We start from the raw sequence: 13,600 nt of genomic DNA on the forward strand, positions 1-13,600 counted from the left end.
CGGCGATACGACATCGGAATGCCGGCCAGCGGCCGGCACTACCCCTCGCCCACTGGTAGTGCCGGCCGCTGGCCGGCAGCGTCCAGGATCAGGCCGCGACGCTCTCTTCCAGCGTCGGATAATCGGTGAAGCCCGCCGCGCCACCGCCAAAGAATGTCGCACGATCCGGCGGATTCAGCGCCGCACCGGTACGCAGTCGCTCCGGCAGGTCCGGGTTGGCGATGAACGGCCGGCCGAAGCCGATCAGGTCAGCCCAGCCTTCAGCCAGTGCCTGCTCGGCGCGTTCGGCGGTGTACTTGCCGGCGTAGATCAGCGTACCCGGGTAGACCATGCGCAGCGCCTGCTTGAACGCCACCGGCATCAGCGGTGCATCGTCCCAGTCGGCTTCGGCGATGTGCAGGTAGCCCACGCCCAGCTCACCCAGCAGGTGCGCCGCGGCCAGATAGGTCGCCTGTGGCGTATCGTCCACCGCGCCCTGCAACGTCGTCAGCGGCGCCAGACGGACACCGACGCGGTCACCACCGGCTACGGCCGTCACCGCCTGCACGACCTCTCGCAGGAAACGCAGTCGGTTCTGCAACGCGCCGCCATAGCCGTCGGTGCGCCGGTTGGCCTGCGAGTCGATGAACTGGTTGATCAGGTAGCCATTGGCACCGTGCAGCTCGACGCCATCGAAGCCGGCGGCCAGTGCATTGCGGGTGGCCTGTGCATAGTCGGCGACGATGCCCGGAATCTCGTCTTCGCGCAGCGCGCGCGGCATCGAGTGCTGGATCATCTCGCCCACACCCGCTTCCGGGCCAGCGCCTGCAGGGTCGACAAACACCTTCACGCGTTCGGCCAGCAGCGCCGACGACGACACCGGGGCGGCACCACCCGGCTGCAGGGCCACATGCGAGACCCGGCCCACATGCCACAGCTGGGCGTAGATGCGGCCGCCAGCGGCGTGCACCGCATCGGTCACCCGGCGCCAGCCCTGCACCTGTTCCGGGCTGTGGATGCCCGGGGTCCAGGCATAGCCCTGGCCCTGCGGGCTGATCTGGGTGCCTTCGCTGACGATAAGGCCAGCACTGGCGCGTTGGGCGTAGTAGGCGGCCATGTCCGCGGTGGCGACGTTGCCGTCGGCGGCACGCGAGCGGGTCATCGGCGGCATCACGATGCGGTTGGGCAGGGTCAAGGCGCCCAAGCGGTGGGGAGTGAACAACATGGCGGCGATCTCTTGCGGGGGGGACTGCCGCAAAGGATGGGGATGCCAGCTGCCAGGCAACAGGCATGTACTGGCAAAACAATTGTTCCCCCAAGGCAAGGATGACCGGCCGGGGGGCAGAGCCCCTTCCTGCGGAACGGGATCCGACCCCGCGCGCAACCGGGGTCGGATCCCTTTGCAACGCAAAGGGCTCCGACCCCGAAGCCGGTTACAGCGTGGGCTCGATCAGCACGCCGCCATGCGCCACGCGGTCATAGCAGGCGCGCACCACGTCTTCCCCGTACTTCAGCTCCAGCCGACGCACGATGAAGTGGCCGCGCGCCATGTCCTGGTAGTAGTCGGTGAACATGGTATTCAGTGTTGCACCGGCGGCGGCACCGACGATCGGCACCGCCTGCGCAGCGAATTTCTCGGTAACCACCACGCCGAAGCGCGCCGCCACCTTTTCCACCATCTTCGCCAGCAGCTTGCCAGCTTCCTTTGGCGCCACGCCCAGGGTCAGGTCGCGGCCGGTCACCACGCGCCCGGCCAGCTCGGCCGACAGGTGGCGCATCACATCCGTGGTGAAGCCGCGGGCCAGGTAGTAGCCGGTCTCGCTGGCATCATCGCGCGGCGAGTTGCCGCCCAACGCGAACACCTCCAGGCACGCCTGGCGGGTGCTGAACTCGGACAGGTCGAAGCCCTCGCTGCGGGCCACGTCGGCCACCGCACGCATCATGATGGTGGTCGACACCGGCAGCTCGATGAACAAGGCCGCGAAGCCGAAGGCCCCACCGACCGCGCCCGAGGTGGCCGCCGCCAGTTTGTGCCAGCGGGTGGACGCCCCCTTGCCGGGGGTGTTGTCCATGCTCCACAGCGCGGCCTGCGCCGATTTGCTCAGCGCCGCCTGCACAGCACCGTGGATGCGGTTGGAGACCGAGCTGGGCAGCGCCTTCACCGCGAACTCCAGCGGCGTGCCGACCAGGTTGGCCATGCGCGCGGTCAGGGTCGGCGCTTCCAGCAGGGCCACCGCGCGCTGCAGGTCGGACCAGTCGCGGGCGTCATGGGCGATGTCGCGGGGGAGCAGGATCGGCTCGTTCATGGCGCCGATCTTAGCGCCAGGAAGTTGAACGGTTCGTCGCGGGGTACGACAGAGGGGTCAGAGCCCTTTCCGCAGGAAAGGGATCCGACCCCGGCGCCTTGCCGGCCAGCGGCCGGCACTACCCGTTGGCGTGTCATCCGATAGCGCCGGGCCATGCCCGGCGTCGTTGTTCAGGCAACCGGCAGCCCCGACAGCGCGCCCATGAACTGGCGGTAGTGGCGCAGCTCAGCGATCGAATCGTGCACGTCGCTCAGCGCGGTGTGGTTGCTGTTCTTGCCGACGCCAGCGGCCACGCTCGGCGCCCAGCGCTTGGCCAGTTCCTTCACCGTGGACACGTCCAGGTTGCGGTAGTGGAAGTACTTCTCCAGTCGCGGCATCTGGCGGTGCAGGAAGCGGCGATCCTGGCAGATCGAGTTGCCGCACATCGGCGACAGGCCGGCCGGGATCCACTGCGCCAGGAAGTTCACCGTCTGCGCCTCGGCCTGGCCCAGGGTGGTGGTGCTGTCCACCACGCGCTGCCACAGGCCCGAGCGGCGATGCTGGTTGCGGTTCCACTCGTCCATCGCTTCCAGCGTTTCCAGCGGGTGGTGGATGGCGAATTCCGGCCCTTCGGCCAGCACGTTGAGCTGGGCATCGGTGACCACGGTGGCGATCTCGATGATCGAATCGTTGTCGGTATCCAACCCGGTCATTTCCAGGTCGATCCAGATCAGTCGCTCGTTGGCCGCGCCGTTGTCCGCCATGTGTCGCCTCGTTGCTGGGCAGGCGCGCGGCCTGCCGGTGATGGAAAGAGGCGCCCATCATACCGGTTCGCCCCCTCAGGCCTCGCCGGCATGGTCTTCCAGCAGCAGCGGCGGCTTGCCACGCTTGGCACGGAAATAGTTGGTCAGGCGCATGCTGGCCTCCTTGGCCAGCACCCCACCGTGGATCTCCACCCGGTGGTTGTGGCGGGCATCGCCCAGCAGGTCGAACACGCTGCCGCAGGCGCCGGTCTTGGGGTCGCTGGCGCCGTAGACCAGGCGGGCAACGCGTGCATGCACGATGGCCATCGCGCACATCGCGCACGGTTCCAGGGTCACGTACAGGGTGCTGCCGAGCAGCCGATGATTGGCCAGCCGCGTGCCACCGGCCCGCATGGCCACGATCTCAGCATGCGCACTGGGATCGTGCGAAGCGATGTTGAGGTTCCAGCCCTCGCCCAGCAGCTGGCCATCGGCGCCCACCAGTACCGCACCAACGGGGATCTCGTCGTACTCGCGCTGCGCACGCTCGGCCAGCGCCAGCGCATGGCGCATCCAGTGTTCATCGGCGTCGTGCACCGGTACACCCAGGGCGTCGGTCATGGCGGTTCTCGCGTGTCTGCAGGGCCAGGATGGCCGCCGGGGCCGCATTGTACGCCCGCGGCCGTGCAGGCGCCGCTAACGCGTGTCGAAGCGCTCGCGGGCAGCGTCCAGCGCCGGGAAATTGTGCTCGGCCCAACGGTCCAGGGCGGACAGCGTGTCAACCAGTCCACGTGCGACCTCGGTCAGCCGGTATTCCACATGCAGTGGCTTGCTGCCCAGATCACACCGCTCGACCAGGCCGTTGCGCTCCAGCTGCCGCAGGGTCTGGGTCAACACCTTCTGCGAGATCCCTTCGATCTTCCTCAGCAGCGCGCCATTGCGTTGCGGGCCCTGCGCCAGCGCCGGCAACAGCAGCATCACCCACTTGCCGGAGATCAGCGCCAGCGCATCGCGTGCCGAGCAATCGGCGGCATAGACATCGCCCGGATAGGCCATGGTTACCTCAAGGTGCGTAATTGCCGGGGCATACCGGCGCCGCGAGGATGGTCGCACACTCCTCGAACACCTCGCCCCATGCGCGCCCTGATCCTGCTTGCCCATCCCGAACCCCGCTCCTTCAACGCCCACCTGGCCGCGCAGGCCGCGGAGCAGCTGCGGCATGACGCGCTGCAGGTGGACGTGGTCGACCTGTATGCAGAGGGCTTCGATCCGCTGGAAGCGGCCCACCATCATTCAAGTCGCCTGCAGCCCGGCCGTTTCGATGCCCAGCGCGAACAACGCCACGGCGCCGAACAGGGTCGGCTGCCCGCCGATGTGCAGCGCCATCTGCAGCTGCTGCAGGCCGCGGATCTGGTCATCCTGCAGTTCCCGCTGTGGTGGTTCGCGCCGCCGGCAATCCTCAAGGGCTGGCTGGATCGCGTGCTGGTTTACGGGCCGATGTACAACAGCCGCCTGCGCCACGAGCACGGCGCGATGCGCGGCAAGCGTGCGTTGCTGAGCGTCACCACCGGCTCATCGGCACGGGCCTGCGCCGTCGACGGCCGCGAGGGAGATACCCGGTTGTTGCTGTGGCCCTTGATGTACAGCCTGCGCTACGTCGGCTTCGACGTGCTGGAGCCGCATCTGGTGCATGGCGTGCGTTCCGGGCTGGCAGCGGAGCGCGTGCAGGCACACGACGAGGCATTGGCTGCAGCAACCCACTACTACCGCGAACGCCTGGCGCAATGGCCGCGGTGGCCCACCGTGCCCTTCAACGACAGCGGCGATTTCGAGGATGGCGTGGTGCTGCGCGCGGAGGCCACTGCCTACAGCCCCTTCATCCGCCATCGCAACACCGGAGGAATCCACGCCTGCGCGCTGGGTCGGGACGCGCCATACTACGCGCTCTTTGCAAGCACCTTGGTGAACCCATGACCACCCTCCGTCCCTCGCGCGCCGACGACGGCGCCGCCCTCGTCGACCTCTGGCGCCGCGCCGTCGACGCCACCCACAACTTCCTCAGCGCCGACGACCGCCAGGCCATCGATGGCGAAGTCGCCGGCTTCCTGCCGCAGGCTCCGATGACCGTGGCCGTCGACGCTCAGGACCGCCCCCTTGGCTTCATGCTGATCGACGGCACGCACATGGAAGCGCTGTTCATCGATCCGGACGTACGCGGCACCGGTATCGGCCGGCAGTTGCTGCAGCACGCGCTGGCCCTGCATCCGCAGCTGAGTACCGACGTCAACGAACAGAACGCGCAGGCCGTCGGCTTCTACCAGCGCATGGGCTTCGTCGAAACCGGACGTTCACCGCTGGATTCGCAGGGCCGCCCGTATCCCCTGATCCATCTCCGGTACAACGGCTGACATTCGACGGATGTTCGAGGCCCGCCCCGATCATCAGGCCGTGGCCTCGAATGCCGGCGAGTACTGCACCTCTCCCTGCGCCATCGGTGGCCGCAGGCACAGCGCCTGGAAGTACTCTGGCGGCACACCCGGCAGCACCAGGCCCGGCTCGGCGCGGAATCCGAATCGACCGTAATACGCGGGTTCTCCCAGCAATACGCAGCCCTGTGCCCCCTGCTCACGCAATGCGCCGAGCGCCGCGTGCATCAGCGCCGCACCGATGCCCTGCCCCTGCCAGTCCGGCAGCACCGAGATTGGCCCGAGGCCGAACCAGCCGGTGCTGCCATCGCTGATCGTCACCGGCGACAAGGCAACATGTCCGACGACCTCCCCGTCCTTCTCGGCGACCAGCGAAAGACTCAGCTCTCCACGCGAACGCAGCGCATCCACAATGAACTGCTCGGTGTGGCTGCTGTGCGGGGCTTCGCGGAAGGCCGCCTCGGTGAGTGCATGGATGACCGCGTGGTCTTCGCGGGTTTCAGGGCGGATCGTGCAGTTCAAGGACAACACCTTTGATGAAGTGATGGACATGTGAATGATCGATTCCGGTCACGGATTCAGCTGCGAACCTGCGTCCGGCGTCAGAGCCAACGCGACGATCGGATGCCCTGTGCGGCAAGCGATCTGCCGGCGGCGCGCCCCGGGAGCGTCAAAAATCCGTCTCCAAGGGGTGGCACAGGGCTCCCGGCACGTTCCATAATCGAGAAACCTGCCACCCAGGAAGGATAGATGGACACGGACGCACGATGCAGGATCGGGCCATGGGTGTAGCGCACCTCGCACACAGGGGACGGCCGCTGCTGGCAGTGCTCGCCCTCGTCCTGCTGGCGGCATGCTCGCCCTACGCCGATGCCGAGCGCGACGTCGCCGCGGGTGGACGCGGCCTGGCCAAACTCAACCCGGCGCCGAAGCAGGCCTATGAGCTGGTGCTGACACTGAAGGGCGCGCCAGGCCCGTTCGCGGTTGTTGAGGGCGTGGCCCAGTATGACGTGAGCAACTACGGAGACTGCGGGAGGGTCATCTGGTCCACCGGCACGGCCAGCCGCATCACCAGCCAGGAACCGGTGGAACTGCGCAGGACGGGCGAGAACGAATACCGCGGTACGTTCTACCTCGACCGCATGCAGGACCAGGACTATTACGATCGCGGTACGTGCCACTGGACGCTGACCGGCGTTGGCGCGATGTTGCGTGCCACGACCGGCGAAGCTGATACGCGATTCCTGACGCTCATCGACAAGAAGCGCATGGACGCGGGATCGCCGTTGACTCTCTACTATCCGAAGACTGCTTATCCCCGCGCCGAGCTCGCTGCCAACTTCCCTGCCAGCGGCAAAGAAGATCCGTCGGCCTACAAGGAGGAACTGCGCGACGCGCTGTTCTCGACCACAACCACTGTGCGGACGCTCGCGCCATGAGCTGCCAGTGCCACATTTCCCCCTACACACCAGGAGGCCGACATTGCGCCACAAGATGATTCCGTGCCTTGCTCTGCTTCTGTTGACCGCCTGCCATCCGGAGACCGCCATGAACCAGGAACGTGCCGCTGCTGAAGCCGATGTCGCCCAGGGTGGGCGCGGCCTCGCCAAGCTCAACCCCAGCCCGCGCAAGGCCTATGAACTGGTGCTGCGCCTGAAGGACGCCCCCGGCGATTTTGCGGTGGTCGAAGGCGTCGCACAGTACGACGTCACCAACGAAGACCAGTGTGGCTATATCGAGCCGGCCACCGGCACGGCCGCACGGATTACCAGCCAGGAACCGGTGGAACTGCGCAAGGTCGCTGATGGCGAGTACCGCGGCACGCTGTATGTGGATCGCATGCTGGATGAAGACTACTACGGCCGCGGCGTGTGCCGTTGGGAGTTCACTGGCGCTGGGGCGATGTTGAAGGCAACGGGCGCTGAAGAAGAGACCCGCTTCCTAACCTTCGTTGACGCCAAGCCACTGACCGAAGGTGGCGCGCATACGCTCTACTATCCGGATCTGGTCTATCCGAAGGCAGATCGCGTTCCCAATTTCCCCGCCAGTGGCGAACCCGATCGCAGCAATTACGCCCCTGATCTTCAGGACAAGCTGTTTACGATCACCCTCTCCGCAAGTGAGGTGGCGCCGTGACCATCACCTCCCAGGATTACGCTGCGTTATCTGATGACGCCTACAAGGATCGGGCCGTCGGCCGACGTGAACCCGGCCAAGAAGAGAAAGTCACCTTAAACGGCCATGAGTACAAGATTCTTGAGCATGTCAATAATCGTCTCAACGGCTATCAAGGGACCGTCTATCAGCGCGTAGACAGCAAAGAGATCGTCATTGCGCATCGTGGCACCGAGCAGATAGCTCGCGACGCGATTCTGACCGATGGCGGCATGGTGGTTGCGCGCACCAATGTGCAGGCGCCGGACGCGATCGCGTTGACACAGCGAACACTCGAAACTGCCGCATTGCAGGGACGCTTGAATGGCGGACATGCCCCCCAGGTCACCGTCACCGGTCACTCCCTCGGCGGCGCTCTGGCCCAGATCACCTCGCACCATTTCAACGTCAAGGGCGAGACCTTCAACGCCTATGGCGCGGTCAGCCTCAGCTACCGCATCCCGGAAGGCGGCAACACCATGATCAACCATGTCATGGCCTCCGATCCGGTCAGCTCTGCCTCGCCGCACTTCGGCCAAGTGCGCATCTACGCCAAGCCGGATGAGATCAAGACACTCGCCGCAAACGGCTTCAGCAATCACTCGTTGCGCGCCCTTATCCCGGACAGCCCGCTCGTCGCAGCAGGCAGTTCGTTCGGCGCGCACAAGCTGGGCAACTTCCTCGGCGACGGCTCGGTGCTGAAACACCCGGAAACGCAGAAGCTGGCAAAAGACAACGCCAGGATGATCGAGGAGTACCGCGACGACGTTGAATCACTGCGCCGTGGTGTCACCCGCGCGGCGCGCGGCATTCCGGGCGGCGCGGTCGATCTGTACGACCATATCCGCGGCCCGCTGCAGCCCGGTGAGCCGGCACGCCGCGAAGCGGAGAAGAACGGCCATCACACCAGCATGTTGCGCATGGACGATGCCAACCACGTGGGCAACCCACTGTTCAACGACGCGATCCGTGGCGTGCACGCGCAGGACGTCCGCGTCGGCCGGGTACCAGACGTAATGAGCACGCAACTGGCCGGCAGCCTGGCCGCCGAAATGCATGCGGCGGGCGGGAAGCGCATCGACGAGGTGGTCATGAATGCCGATGCCTCGCGCAGCTTCGCCGTGCAGGGCCAGGGCGGTGACCCGGCCCACCTTCGCGTGTCAGTGGATACGGCGGTGGCGATGAACACACCGCTGGAACAGAGCAGCCAGCGCATCGACCAGCAGGCCGCAGGTCAGCGCCTTGCACTTGAGCGCGACCAGCAGCTGGAACAGCAGCAGAATCAGACCCGCAGCCTGCAGGCCTGATGCAGCGCGGGAGCCGGTCAGCCCGGCTCCCGCATCACTTCGAAACTCCGGCTCAGGGGCTGGACGCTGCCATTGGCACGGATGCTCCGGCCGTCACGAACAGATCCGGCCCGGAATCCGGGAATCCACCGCAGGCGCGATCGCCGGGCGCCACCGGATCACAGGGCCACTGCGCCCGCGCGACTTTGTCGCGCAGCTCGAAGCGATCGCCGGTCCAGACCACGAACGCGATGTGCTCGCGGTTCCAGTCACCGTAGGCGCGCGGACCACCCTTCTGCGCCGACTCCGGATACTGCACGAACCAGCGCATGGCCGGGCCATACTGCAACTTGCTGTGGTCCAGGCTGATCCGTCCCTCACGCGAGAGCTGGCGCGCACGATCAGCTTCCGCCTGCTGCGGCATGGCCGGCATGGCATCGGTGGTTACATCCCTCGGCGCCGCATCCCCGCGGACCTGGTACACACGCTGGGCCACATGGGCCTCGCTGCATTCACCCGCTGGCACGCGGACCGGCTCCGCGCCGTACTCATCCCGGTTGGCGACCTGGTCGCTGCAGGTGAACGGCGCCGACACCAGGTAGAACGTGCTGTCGGCGTCGCGCCCTTCCAACGAGCGCACCCAGATGTCGCCCATCCGCACGATGAAGTCCGGGCGCTGGCCGTAGCCCGGCACCGCCTTGAACCAGGCCTTCTGCCGTACCTCACGCTCGCGCCAGCTGCGCGGCAGGTGGATGTCCTGCTCGGGCAGCGCGACCAGCATCGCAGCCAGATGCGCCGGCATGGTGCCCTGGCAGGCGCCGATCAGCAGGTCGCCCTGGCTCGCCAGCCGCCCGGCCAGATCCACCGGGCAGCGGGCACCGAGCGCACGCTCGGTCGCCTGCTCGGGCGGCAACGGCACGATGGCCAATGCAGGCGGTGCCGGCGCTACCGCCGGGACCGCTGACTCGACGACTGTAGGCGGTGCAGCCACAGGCGCCGCCGCTGCGGGCGGAACGGGCGCAGGCGCCGGGTCCGCAGCCGGCGCCGGCTGCGTGTCCACCACCGGTGTCGCAGGGGGTGTCGCGGCAGCCGGTACTTCGGGAGCCGGCGCCGCGACAACGGCGTCGGCCGCCGCGGGCGCTGCAACGGGCGCCGCCCCTGCAGGCGCCTCAACGGTAGCCTCGGCAGCGGGGCGCGTCTCCACGACGGGCGCCGCTGCCTCCTGAGCCTGTGCCGACGCTGCGGCAAGTCCAAGTGACAGCAGCCAGAGCGGCGGCAGGCGGCGCACGGGTGCATTGCAGCGGGCAGCGGCGTGGCGGGCATTCGGGGGAACGATTCGCATGTGGTGTCCTTACGGGTGGGTTTCCATGTCGGCGCCACAGGGCGCCACGCGTCGTACATGAAGCGCCAGCGGGCACCCTGCCCGCCGGCATCGGTGTTACAGGGATCGAGAACGCTGCTCCTGCTCGCGGGCGAGCGCGGCCGCCGGGTCCTGCTGGGCGACATTGGCAGCCAATTGCTGGCTGCTCTGCGCCAGCGGCTGCTGCGCCGCCTGTTCGCGATCGACCGATGCGCGCAGCATGGCCGGATCGCCCAGCGCGCCCTGCACGGCAAACAGCGTGCGACCGTCATTGCCGGCCAACAGGTGGTCGATACGCAACATTCCGGCCTTCTGCGCGCTCAGCGCCAGTGCGCCGGCGGCATTGTCCAGTTCCTGCGCGCTGCGCATTCCGCTTTGCTGCCCCATCTGCTGCAGGTGCTGGCGCGCTCCCAGGAACAAAATGTATCCCGGCTCGCCCGGTTGCGACATGTCGCGTCCCGTTGCCTGCTGGGCCGGCGCCCCCACTTCGCCACGCTCCAGCCGCGCCATCACATCGGGCGTCAGCTTCTGCTGCCACACGTCAAAGCGCTGCTGGCGGGCTTCGATGCCGTTGAGTGCGCCATTCAGGGCACGCGTGGCTTCGCGCACATCCTCGCGTGCCGTCTCCGGCACCCGCGTCTGCCACTGCCACACGGCAATGCGACCTGCGTGCTCGGGTTGCGCGGCCAGCTCCGGCTGATTCACCAGGTCCAGGTCCAGCGCCTTGCCGGCACGCTCGTAATTCTCCTTGCCGACCAGCGGCAGATAGCCACGGCCGTGATACTTCAGTGCGTCGCCAGGGGCATCGTTGCCCATGCGCCCGCCGTACATCAGCTCAGCCAGGTTTTCCGGGCGGCCACGCAGCGCTTCCTGGCGGGCGCTCTCCAGCGCACCGTTGCCATTGCGCCACGCTGCTTCCACCGGGATCTGCGAGATGCCCCGGGTGAAGTTGAAACTCTCGTTGAGACGGCTCAAGCCACGGGATTCATGCCCGGCCTGCGCCATGAAGTTGGCCAGTTCCCGGGACGAAGTCATGCCGGCCTCCGTGGCCTGCCGCAACAGCAACGACTCCCTATCCTGCGACACGGTGAAACTCCTGCTCGATCATCGTTGGATACTCCCGCCTCCTCACAGGCATGGCACTCAAGGCAAGCTGACGTCGGCGACGACGGACGGATCGAAATCCTCGAACCGCACCCGGCCAAGCTCGGCCGCGGAGAAATCGCGCGTGTGGGTTGCTTCGGTTTCGGTGTCCACCACCTTGCACTGCACGCCATGCACCCAGCACGCCTGCTCGGCAGGTGCATACCGGAAGGTGTAGATGCTGCTCCAGCGTTCGCGGCTCCCGCCGTTGGTGATCACGCTGAACGCGCCGTCTTCAATCGTCACGTAGGCGAAGGGATCACCGGCAATGCCACCGCGCGTTGAGCACGGCACCAGCTTGTCGTTGCGTGCCGCCAGCTGCCAGCGGCCCGTGGCATCGCCCAGCAGCAACAACAGGACCCGGTTCGGTCCGTGCTCGCCGGGCAGCAAGCCCTCCGGAGGAGGTTGGTCGATCACCAGGAGCTGGTCCTGGAAACCATTACCGGTCAGATCGCCGCGTACGGCTTCCAGCAGGTTCGCGCCGGACGGAACGAACGCCAGGGCATTGTCCATGTGCGTGCCACTCCCCTTCTCCATCCCCTGCAACTCCTTCAATCCCGTCTTGCCAGTTCCCGAGCGGAGGCCGGAAACGGGGCGATGCCTCGCACGTGCCCTGCGGCCGCCATGGCGGATGATAGCCCCGAGCCCACGGCAACCGCGATGGTGGCAAGCGTCACCCGCACCGCGGGGGGACACAGTCCTCATGGACGGAAAAGCTCCTGTGTTCGATGGCACCGGCGCGTCGGGATTTTGACGCGCACGCAGCTTACTTCGAGGAGGCAGCGCTCGTCGAAGGGTGCTTGGGATGAAAAGCGCACTTGATCACAAAAAAGTGCGGTTAGCGCGACTTGTTCCCGAATCGAAGGCTGATAGCAGCCGCAACGGATTGAAAGTGCAAAGCCCACCGGAACTGGCCGGCGGCTTTCACAAGAATCAGTGTCAGTCTGATCTGGAACTGCATCAGAGCCCGCAGGACCCTCCCTAAGGGATGCCTCGAGGCACGTTCTGCTCAGTCACTCCTGAAGACCAATCACAAGCAAGGGGCCCCTGCCGTGTCCGCAAACACACCTGTGGACGTACCAGGACACCAGGACACGCACGCGGAGTCTGACACCGTAGAACCCCGTTCGCGCCAACGGCATAGACGTCGAGCATCAGCCTACTTACAGCTCAAGCACTGCTGGACTACAAGTACATCGTCATTCAAACGAGTAAGCTTCTATCAAGTGCATCTGACCGCTCAAATCTCAGCCACTTTGTCAGTTTTGCACTCCACACTCACTCGACAGGTCACAGCCTTCTGCCGGCCACACTTCTTCAACGCTGTAGTTCACCCTCTCACTAAAACGGGGAGACTGCACGCACTGTATACGACGTGGCATCCCTTCTGGGATGGATCGGCACAGTTCTTTTTGGCCGCCACCACTGCGAGAGCCTCCGAGGAACCAGTCCCCAAACCACCTGCCGCACCCGCTCTATTCTCCGAGGGCATCACCCAAGCGGCGCATTGGTTTCTGTATTTCAGGATCATCTTGCAGTCGCGCGCCCCATTCCTACCACATTGTCGCAAGGCCTCGGACTCAGCCAGAGCCTCGCTATCGCGACCGACCACATCACCCGCGTCGCTCGTAGTCTCAGAAAACGCTATGGCCCCCCATTGATCCATATAGCGCATCCTTGGTTTCGAAGCCCCCCCTCGCTCCGTCGCCCCGGTATTGGCGCCAGGAATCGGAGCGCACCCTTGAACACCCTGTCCTCCGATTGGGTAGAAGCCAGGCGGACAATTTCCCTCTGCCGAGGCGGAATCAATGCTCCAAGCAGTTCCAACCATCAGGACCATCAATGCAGGCAACAGCGATTTCATGCGGACGGGATTCCATTGACGACATTTTTGGTCAATCAACTGTTGCCGGAGGGAGCATTGCCCCGCAAACCTGGACCTGAAGTAGATTGCACTTCGCCCTGACCTCGGAGCCCAGGTGTCTCACTCTGGTTGGCCAACACACCGGCACTTGGGTTCAAAGCTGGCGCGGGAGGCGTAAACATACCACCCGACCCACTAGAACCCGGCGGCTCCTCAGTCGGACCCGGCGAGGTCGGCACGGCGCTACCACCTATCTGCGAATATGCCATGAAGGTACCCAGGGTGCCCTGGAAGAACATCGCAGCCATTGGGGGCGCAGTCAGGATCAGCGTCGTCAGGATCAGGCCCATGCCGCCCTGC

General features: G+C 66.1%; 15 protein-coding genes and 1 pseudogene. 5 read left to right on the forward strand and 11 right to left on the reverse strand.

What is annotated here, in order from left to right; translation table 11 throughout:
• Nucleotides 1-88 precede the first annotated feature (88 nt).
• From AC5P6H_RS12250 to AC5P6H_RS12270, 5 genes are all read right to left on the reverse strand, one after another.
• Nucleotides 89-1,204 (reverse strand): alkene reductase, encoded by a 1,116-nt coding sequence (locus AC5P6H_RS12250; protein WP_495202677.1) that lies wholly within the window; start codon nucleotides 1,202-1,204, stop codon nucleotides 89-91.
• 208 nt (nucleotides 1,205-1,412) lie between these two features.
• Nucleotides 1,413-2,285: an EcsC family protein gene (locus AC5P6H_RS12255; protein ID WP_049441668.1), complete on the reverse strand. Its 873-nt coding sequence runs from the start codon at nucleotides 2,283-2,285 to the stop codon at nucleotides 1,413-1,415.
• Nucleotides 2,286-2,455: 170 nt separating this feature from the next.
• Nucleotides 2,456-3,028: an oligoribonuclease gene (gene orn / locus AC5P6H_RS12260; RefSeq protein ID WP_014647557.1), complete on the reverse strand. Its 573-nt coding sequence runs from the start codon at nucleotides 3,026-3,028 to the stop codon at nucleotides 2,456-2,458.
• 75 nt (nucleotides 3,029-3,103) lie between these two features.
• Nucleotides 3,104-3,628, reverse strand: a complete 525-nt coding sequence (gene tadA, locus AC5P6H_RS12265; protein ID WP_014647558.1) for a tRNA adenosine(34) deaminase TadA — start codon at nucleotides 3,626-3,628, stop codon at nucleotides 3,104-3,106.
• Between the two features lie 75 nt (nucleotides 3,629-3,703).
• The gene (locus tag AC5P6H_RS12270) at nucleotides 3,704-4,063 is read right to left on the reverse strand and encodes a winged helix-turn-helix transcriptional regulator (protein ID WP_049441669.1); all 360 of its coding nucleotides are present in this window, start codon (nucleotides 4,061-4,063) and stop codon (nucleotides 3,704-3,706) included.
• Nucleotides 4,064-4,141: 78 nt separating this feature from the next.
• Here AC5P6H_RS12270 and AC5P6H_RS12275 point away from each other — a divergent pair, with 78 nt between their 5' ends.
• On the forward strand, nucleotides 4,142-4,981 hold the full coding sequence (locus AC5P6H_RS12275) for an NAD(P)H-dependent oxidoreductase (protein ID WP_481452859.1): 840 nt from the start codon (nucleotides 4,142-4,144) through the stop codon (nucleotides 4,979-4,981).
• Complete coding sequence (locus AC5P6H_RS12280; protein ID WP_014647561.1) at nucleotides 4,978-5,415, forward strand: acetyltransferase; 438 nt, start codon at nucleotides 4,978-4,980, stop codon at nucleotides 5,413-5,415. Before AC5P6H_RS12275 ends, AC5P6H_RS12280 begins: the two co-directional genes overlap by 4 nt.
• Before the next feature lie 33 nt (nucleotides 5,416-5,448).
• On the opposite strand, the gene AC5P6H_RS12285 is transcribed toward AC5P6H_RS12280, so the two are convergent.
• Nucleotides 5,449-5,955, reverse strand: a complete 507-nt coding sequence (locus AC5P6H_RS12285; RefSeq protein ID WP_495202678.1) for a GNAT family N-acetyltransferase — start codon at nucleotides 5,953-5,955, stop codon at nucleotides 5,449-5,451.
• A gap of 260 nt (nucleotides 5,956-6,215) precedes the next feature.
• Here AC5P6H_RS12285 and AC5P6H_RS12290 point away from each other — a divergent pair, with 260 nt between their 5' ends.
• Genes AC5P6H_RS12290 through AC5P6H_RS12300 form a run of 3 tightly spaced genes read left to right on the forward strand, consistent with a single transcriptional unit; the run spans nucleotide 6,216 to nucleotide 8,894 of the window.
• Nucleotides 6,216-6,872 carry a hypothetical protein gene (locus AC5P6H_RS12290; RefSeq protein ID WP_495202679.1) on the forward strand — a complete coding sequence of 219 codons (657 nt, stop codon included), beginning with the start codon at nucleotides 6,216-6,218 and terminating at the stop codon, nucleotides 6,870-6,872.
• A 43-nt stretch (nucleotides 6,873-6,915) separates the two neighbouring features.
• Nucleotides 6,916-7,569, forward strand: a complete 654-nt coding sequence (locus AC5P6H_RS12295) for a hypothetical protein (RefSeq protein WP_046431299.1) — start codon at nucleotides 6,916-6,918, stop codon at nucleotides 7,567-7,569.
• Nucleotides 7,566-8,894 (forward strand): XVIPCD domain-containing protein, encoded by a 1,329-nt coding sequence (locus AC5P6H_RS12300; RefSeq protein WP_046431302.1) that lies wholly within the window; start codon nucleotides 7,566-7,568, stop codon nucleotides 8,892-8,894. The genes AC5P6H_RS12295 and AC5P6H_RS12300 overlap by 4 nt, the downstream gene beginning before the upstream one ends.
• A 52-nt stretch (nucleotides 8,895-8,946) precedes the next feature.
• Here the strand turns inward: AC5P6H_RS12300 and AC5P6H_RS12305 are convergent, their stop codons facing one another.
• The 5 genes and pseudogenes from AC5P6H_RS12305 to AC5P6H_RS12325 form a co-directional block, all read right to left on the reverse strand.
• Nucleotides 8,947-10,215 carry a hypothetical protein gene (locus AC5P6H_RS12305; protein ID WP_495202680.1) on the reverse strand — a complete coding sequence of 423 codons (1,269 nt, stop codon included), beginning with the start codon at nucleotides 10,213-10,215 and terminating at the stop codon, nucleotides 8,947-8,949.
• A 96-nt stretch (nucleotides 10,216-10,311) separates the two neighbouring features.
• Entirely contained in the window at nucleotides 10,312-11,319 is a 1,008-nt protein-coding gene (locus AC5P6H_RS12310) for an XVIPCD domain-containing protein (RefSeq protein WP_495202681.1), read from the reverse strand.
• A 57-nt stretch (nucleotides 11,320-11,376) separates the two neighbouring features.
• Nucleotides 11,377-11,913, reverse strand: coding sequence for a hypothetical protein (locus AC5P6H_RS12315; RefSeq protein WP_241887490.1), 537 nt, complete (start codon nucleotides 11,911-11,913; stop codon nucleotides 11,377-11,379).
• Nucleotides 11,914-12,706: 793 nt separating this feature from the next.
• The gene (locus AC5P6H_RS12320) at nucleotides 12,707-13,240 is read right to left on the reverse strand and encodes a DUF4189 domain-containing protein (RefSeq protein WP_495202682.1); all 534 of its coding nucleotides are present in this window, start codon (nucleotides 13,238-13,240) and stop codon (nucleotides 12,707-12,709) included.
• A gap of 35 nt (nucleotides 13,241-13,275) precedes the next feature.
• Nucleotides 13,276-13,600 (reverse strand): annotated as a pseudogene (locus AC5P6H_RS12325) (TrbL/VirB6 family protein); the annotation flags it as partial.

The sequence above is a fragment of the Stenotrophomonas sp. YJH_SMC_110 genome, from assembly GCF_059369255.1.

Bases quoted from the DNA above. Each gene is read 5' to 3' on its own strand.
- AC5P6H_RS12250 (WP_495202677.1), bottom strand. From the start codon at position 1,204: ATGTTGTTCACTCCCCACCGCTTGGGCGCCTTGACCCTGCCCAACCGC.
- AC5P6H_RS12255 (WP_049441668.1), bottom strand. From the start codon at position 2,285: ATGAACGAGCCGATCCTGCTCCCCCGCGACATCGCCCATGACGCCCGC.
- orn (WP_014647557.1), bottom strand. From the start codon at position 3,028: ATGGCGGACAACGGCGCGGCCAACGAGCGACTGATCTGGATCGACCTG.
- tadA (WP_014647558.1), bottom strand. From the start codon at position 3,628: ATGACCGACGCCCTGGGTGTACCGGTGCACGACGCCGATGAACACTGG.
- AC5P6H_RS12270 (WP_049441669.1), bottom strand. From the start codon at position 4,063: ATGGCCTATCCGGGCGATGTCTATGCCGCCGATTGCTCGGCACGCGAT.
- AC5P6H_RS12275 (WP_481452859.1), top strand. From the start codon at position 4,142: ATGCGCGCCCTGATCCTGCTTGCCCATCCCGAACCCCGCTCCTTCAAC.
- AC5P6H_RS12280 (WP_014647561.1), top strand. From the start codon at position 4,978: ATGACCACCCTCCGTCCCTCGCGCGCCGACGACGGCGCCGCCCTCGTC.
- AC5P6H_RS12290 (WP_495202679.1), top strand. From the start codon at position 6,216: ATGGGTGTAGCGCACCTCGCACACAGGGGACGGCCGCTGCTGGCAGTG.
- AC5P6H_RS12305 (WP_495202680.1), bottom strand. From the start codon at position 10,215: ATGCGAATCGTTCCCCCGAATGCCCGCCACGCCGCTGCCCGCTGCAAT.
- AC5P6H_RS12315 (WP_241887490.1), bottom strand. From the start codon at position 11,913: ATGGAGAAGGGGAGTGGCACGCACATGGACAATGCCCTGGCGTTCGTT.
- AC5P6H_RS12320 (WP_495202682.1), bottom strand. From the start codon at position 13,240: ATGAAATCGCTGTTGCCTGCATTGATGGTCCTGATGGTTGGAACTGCT.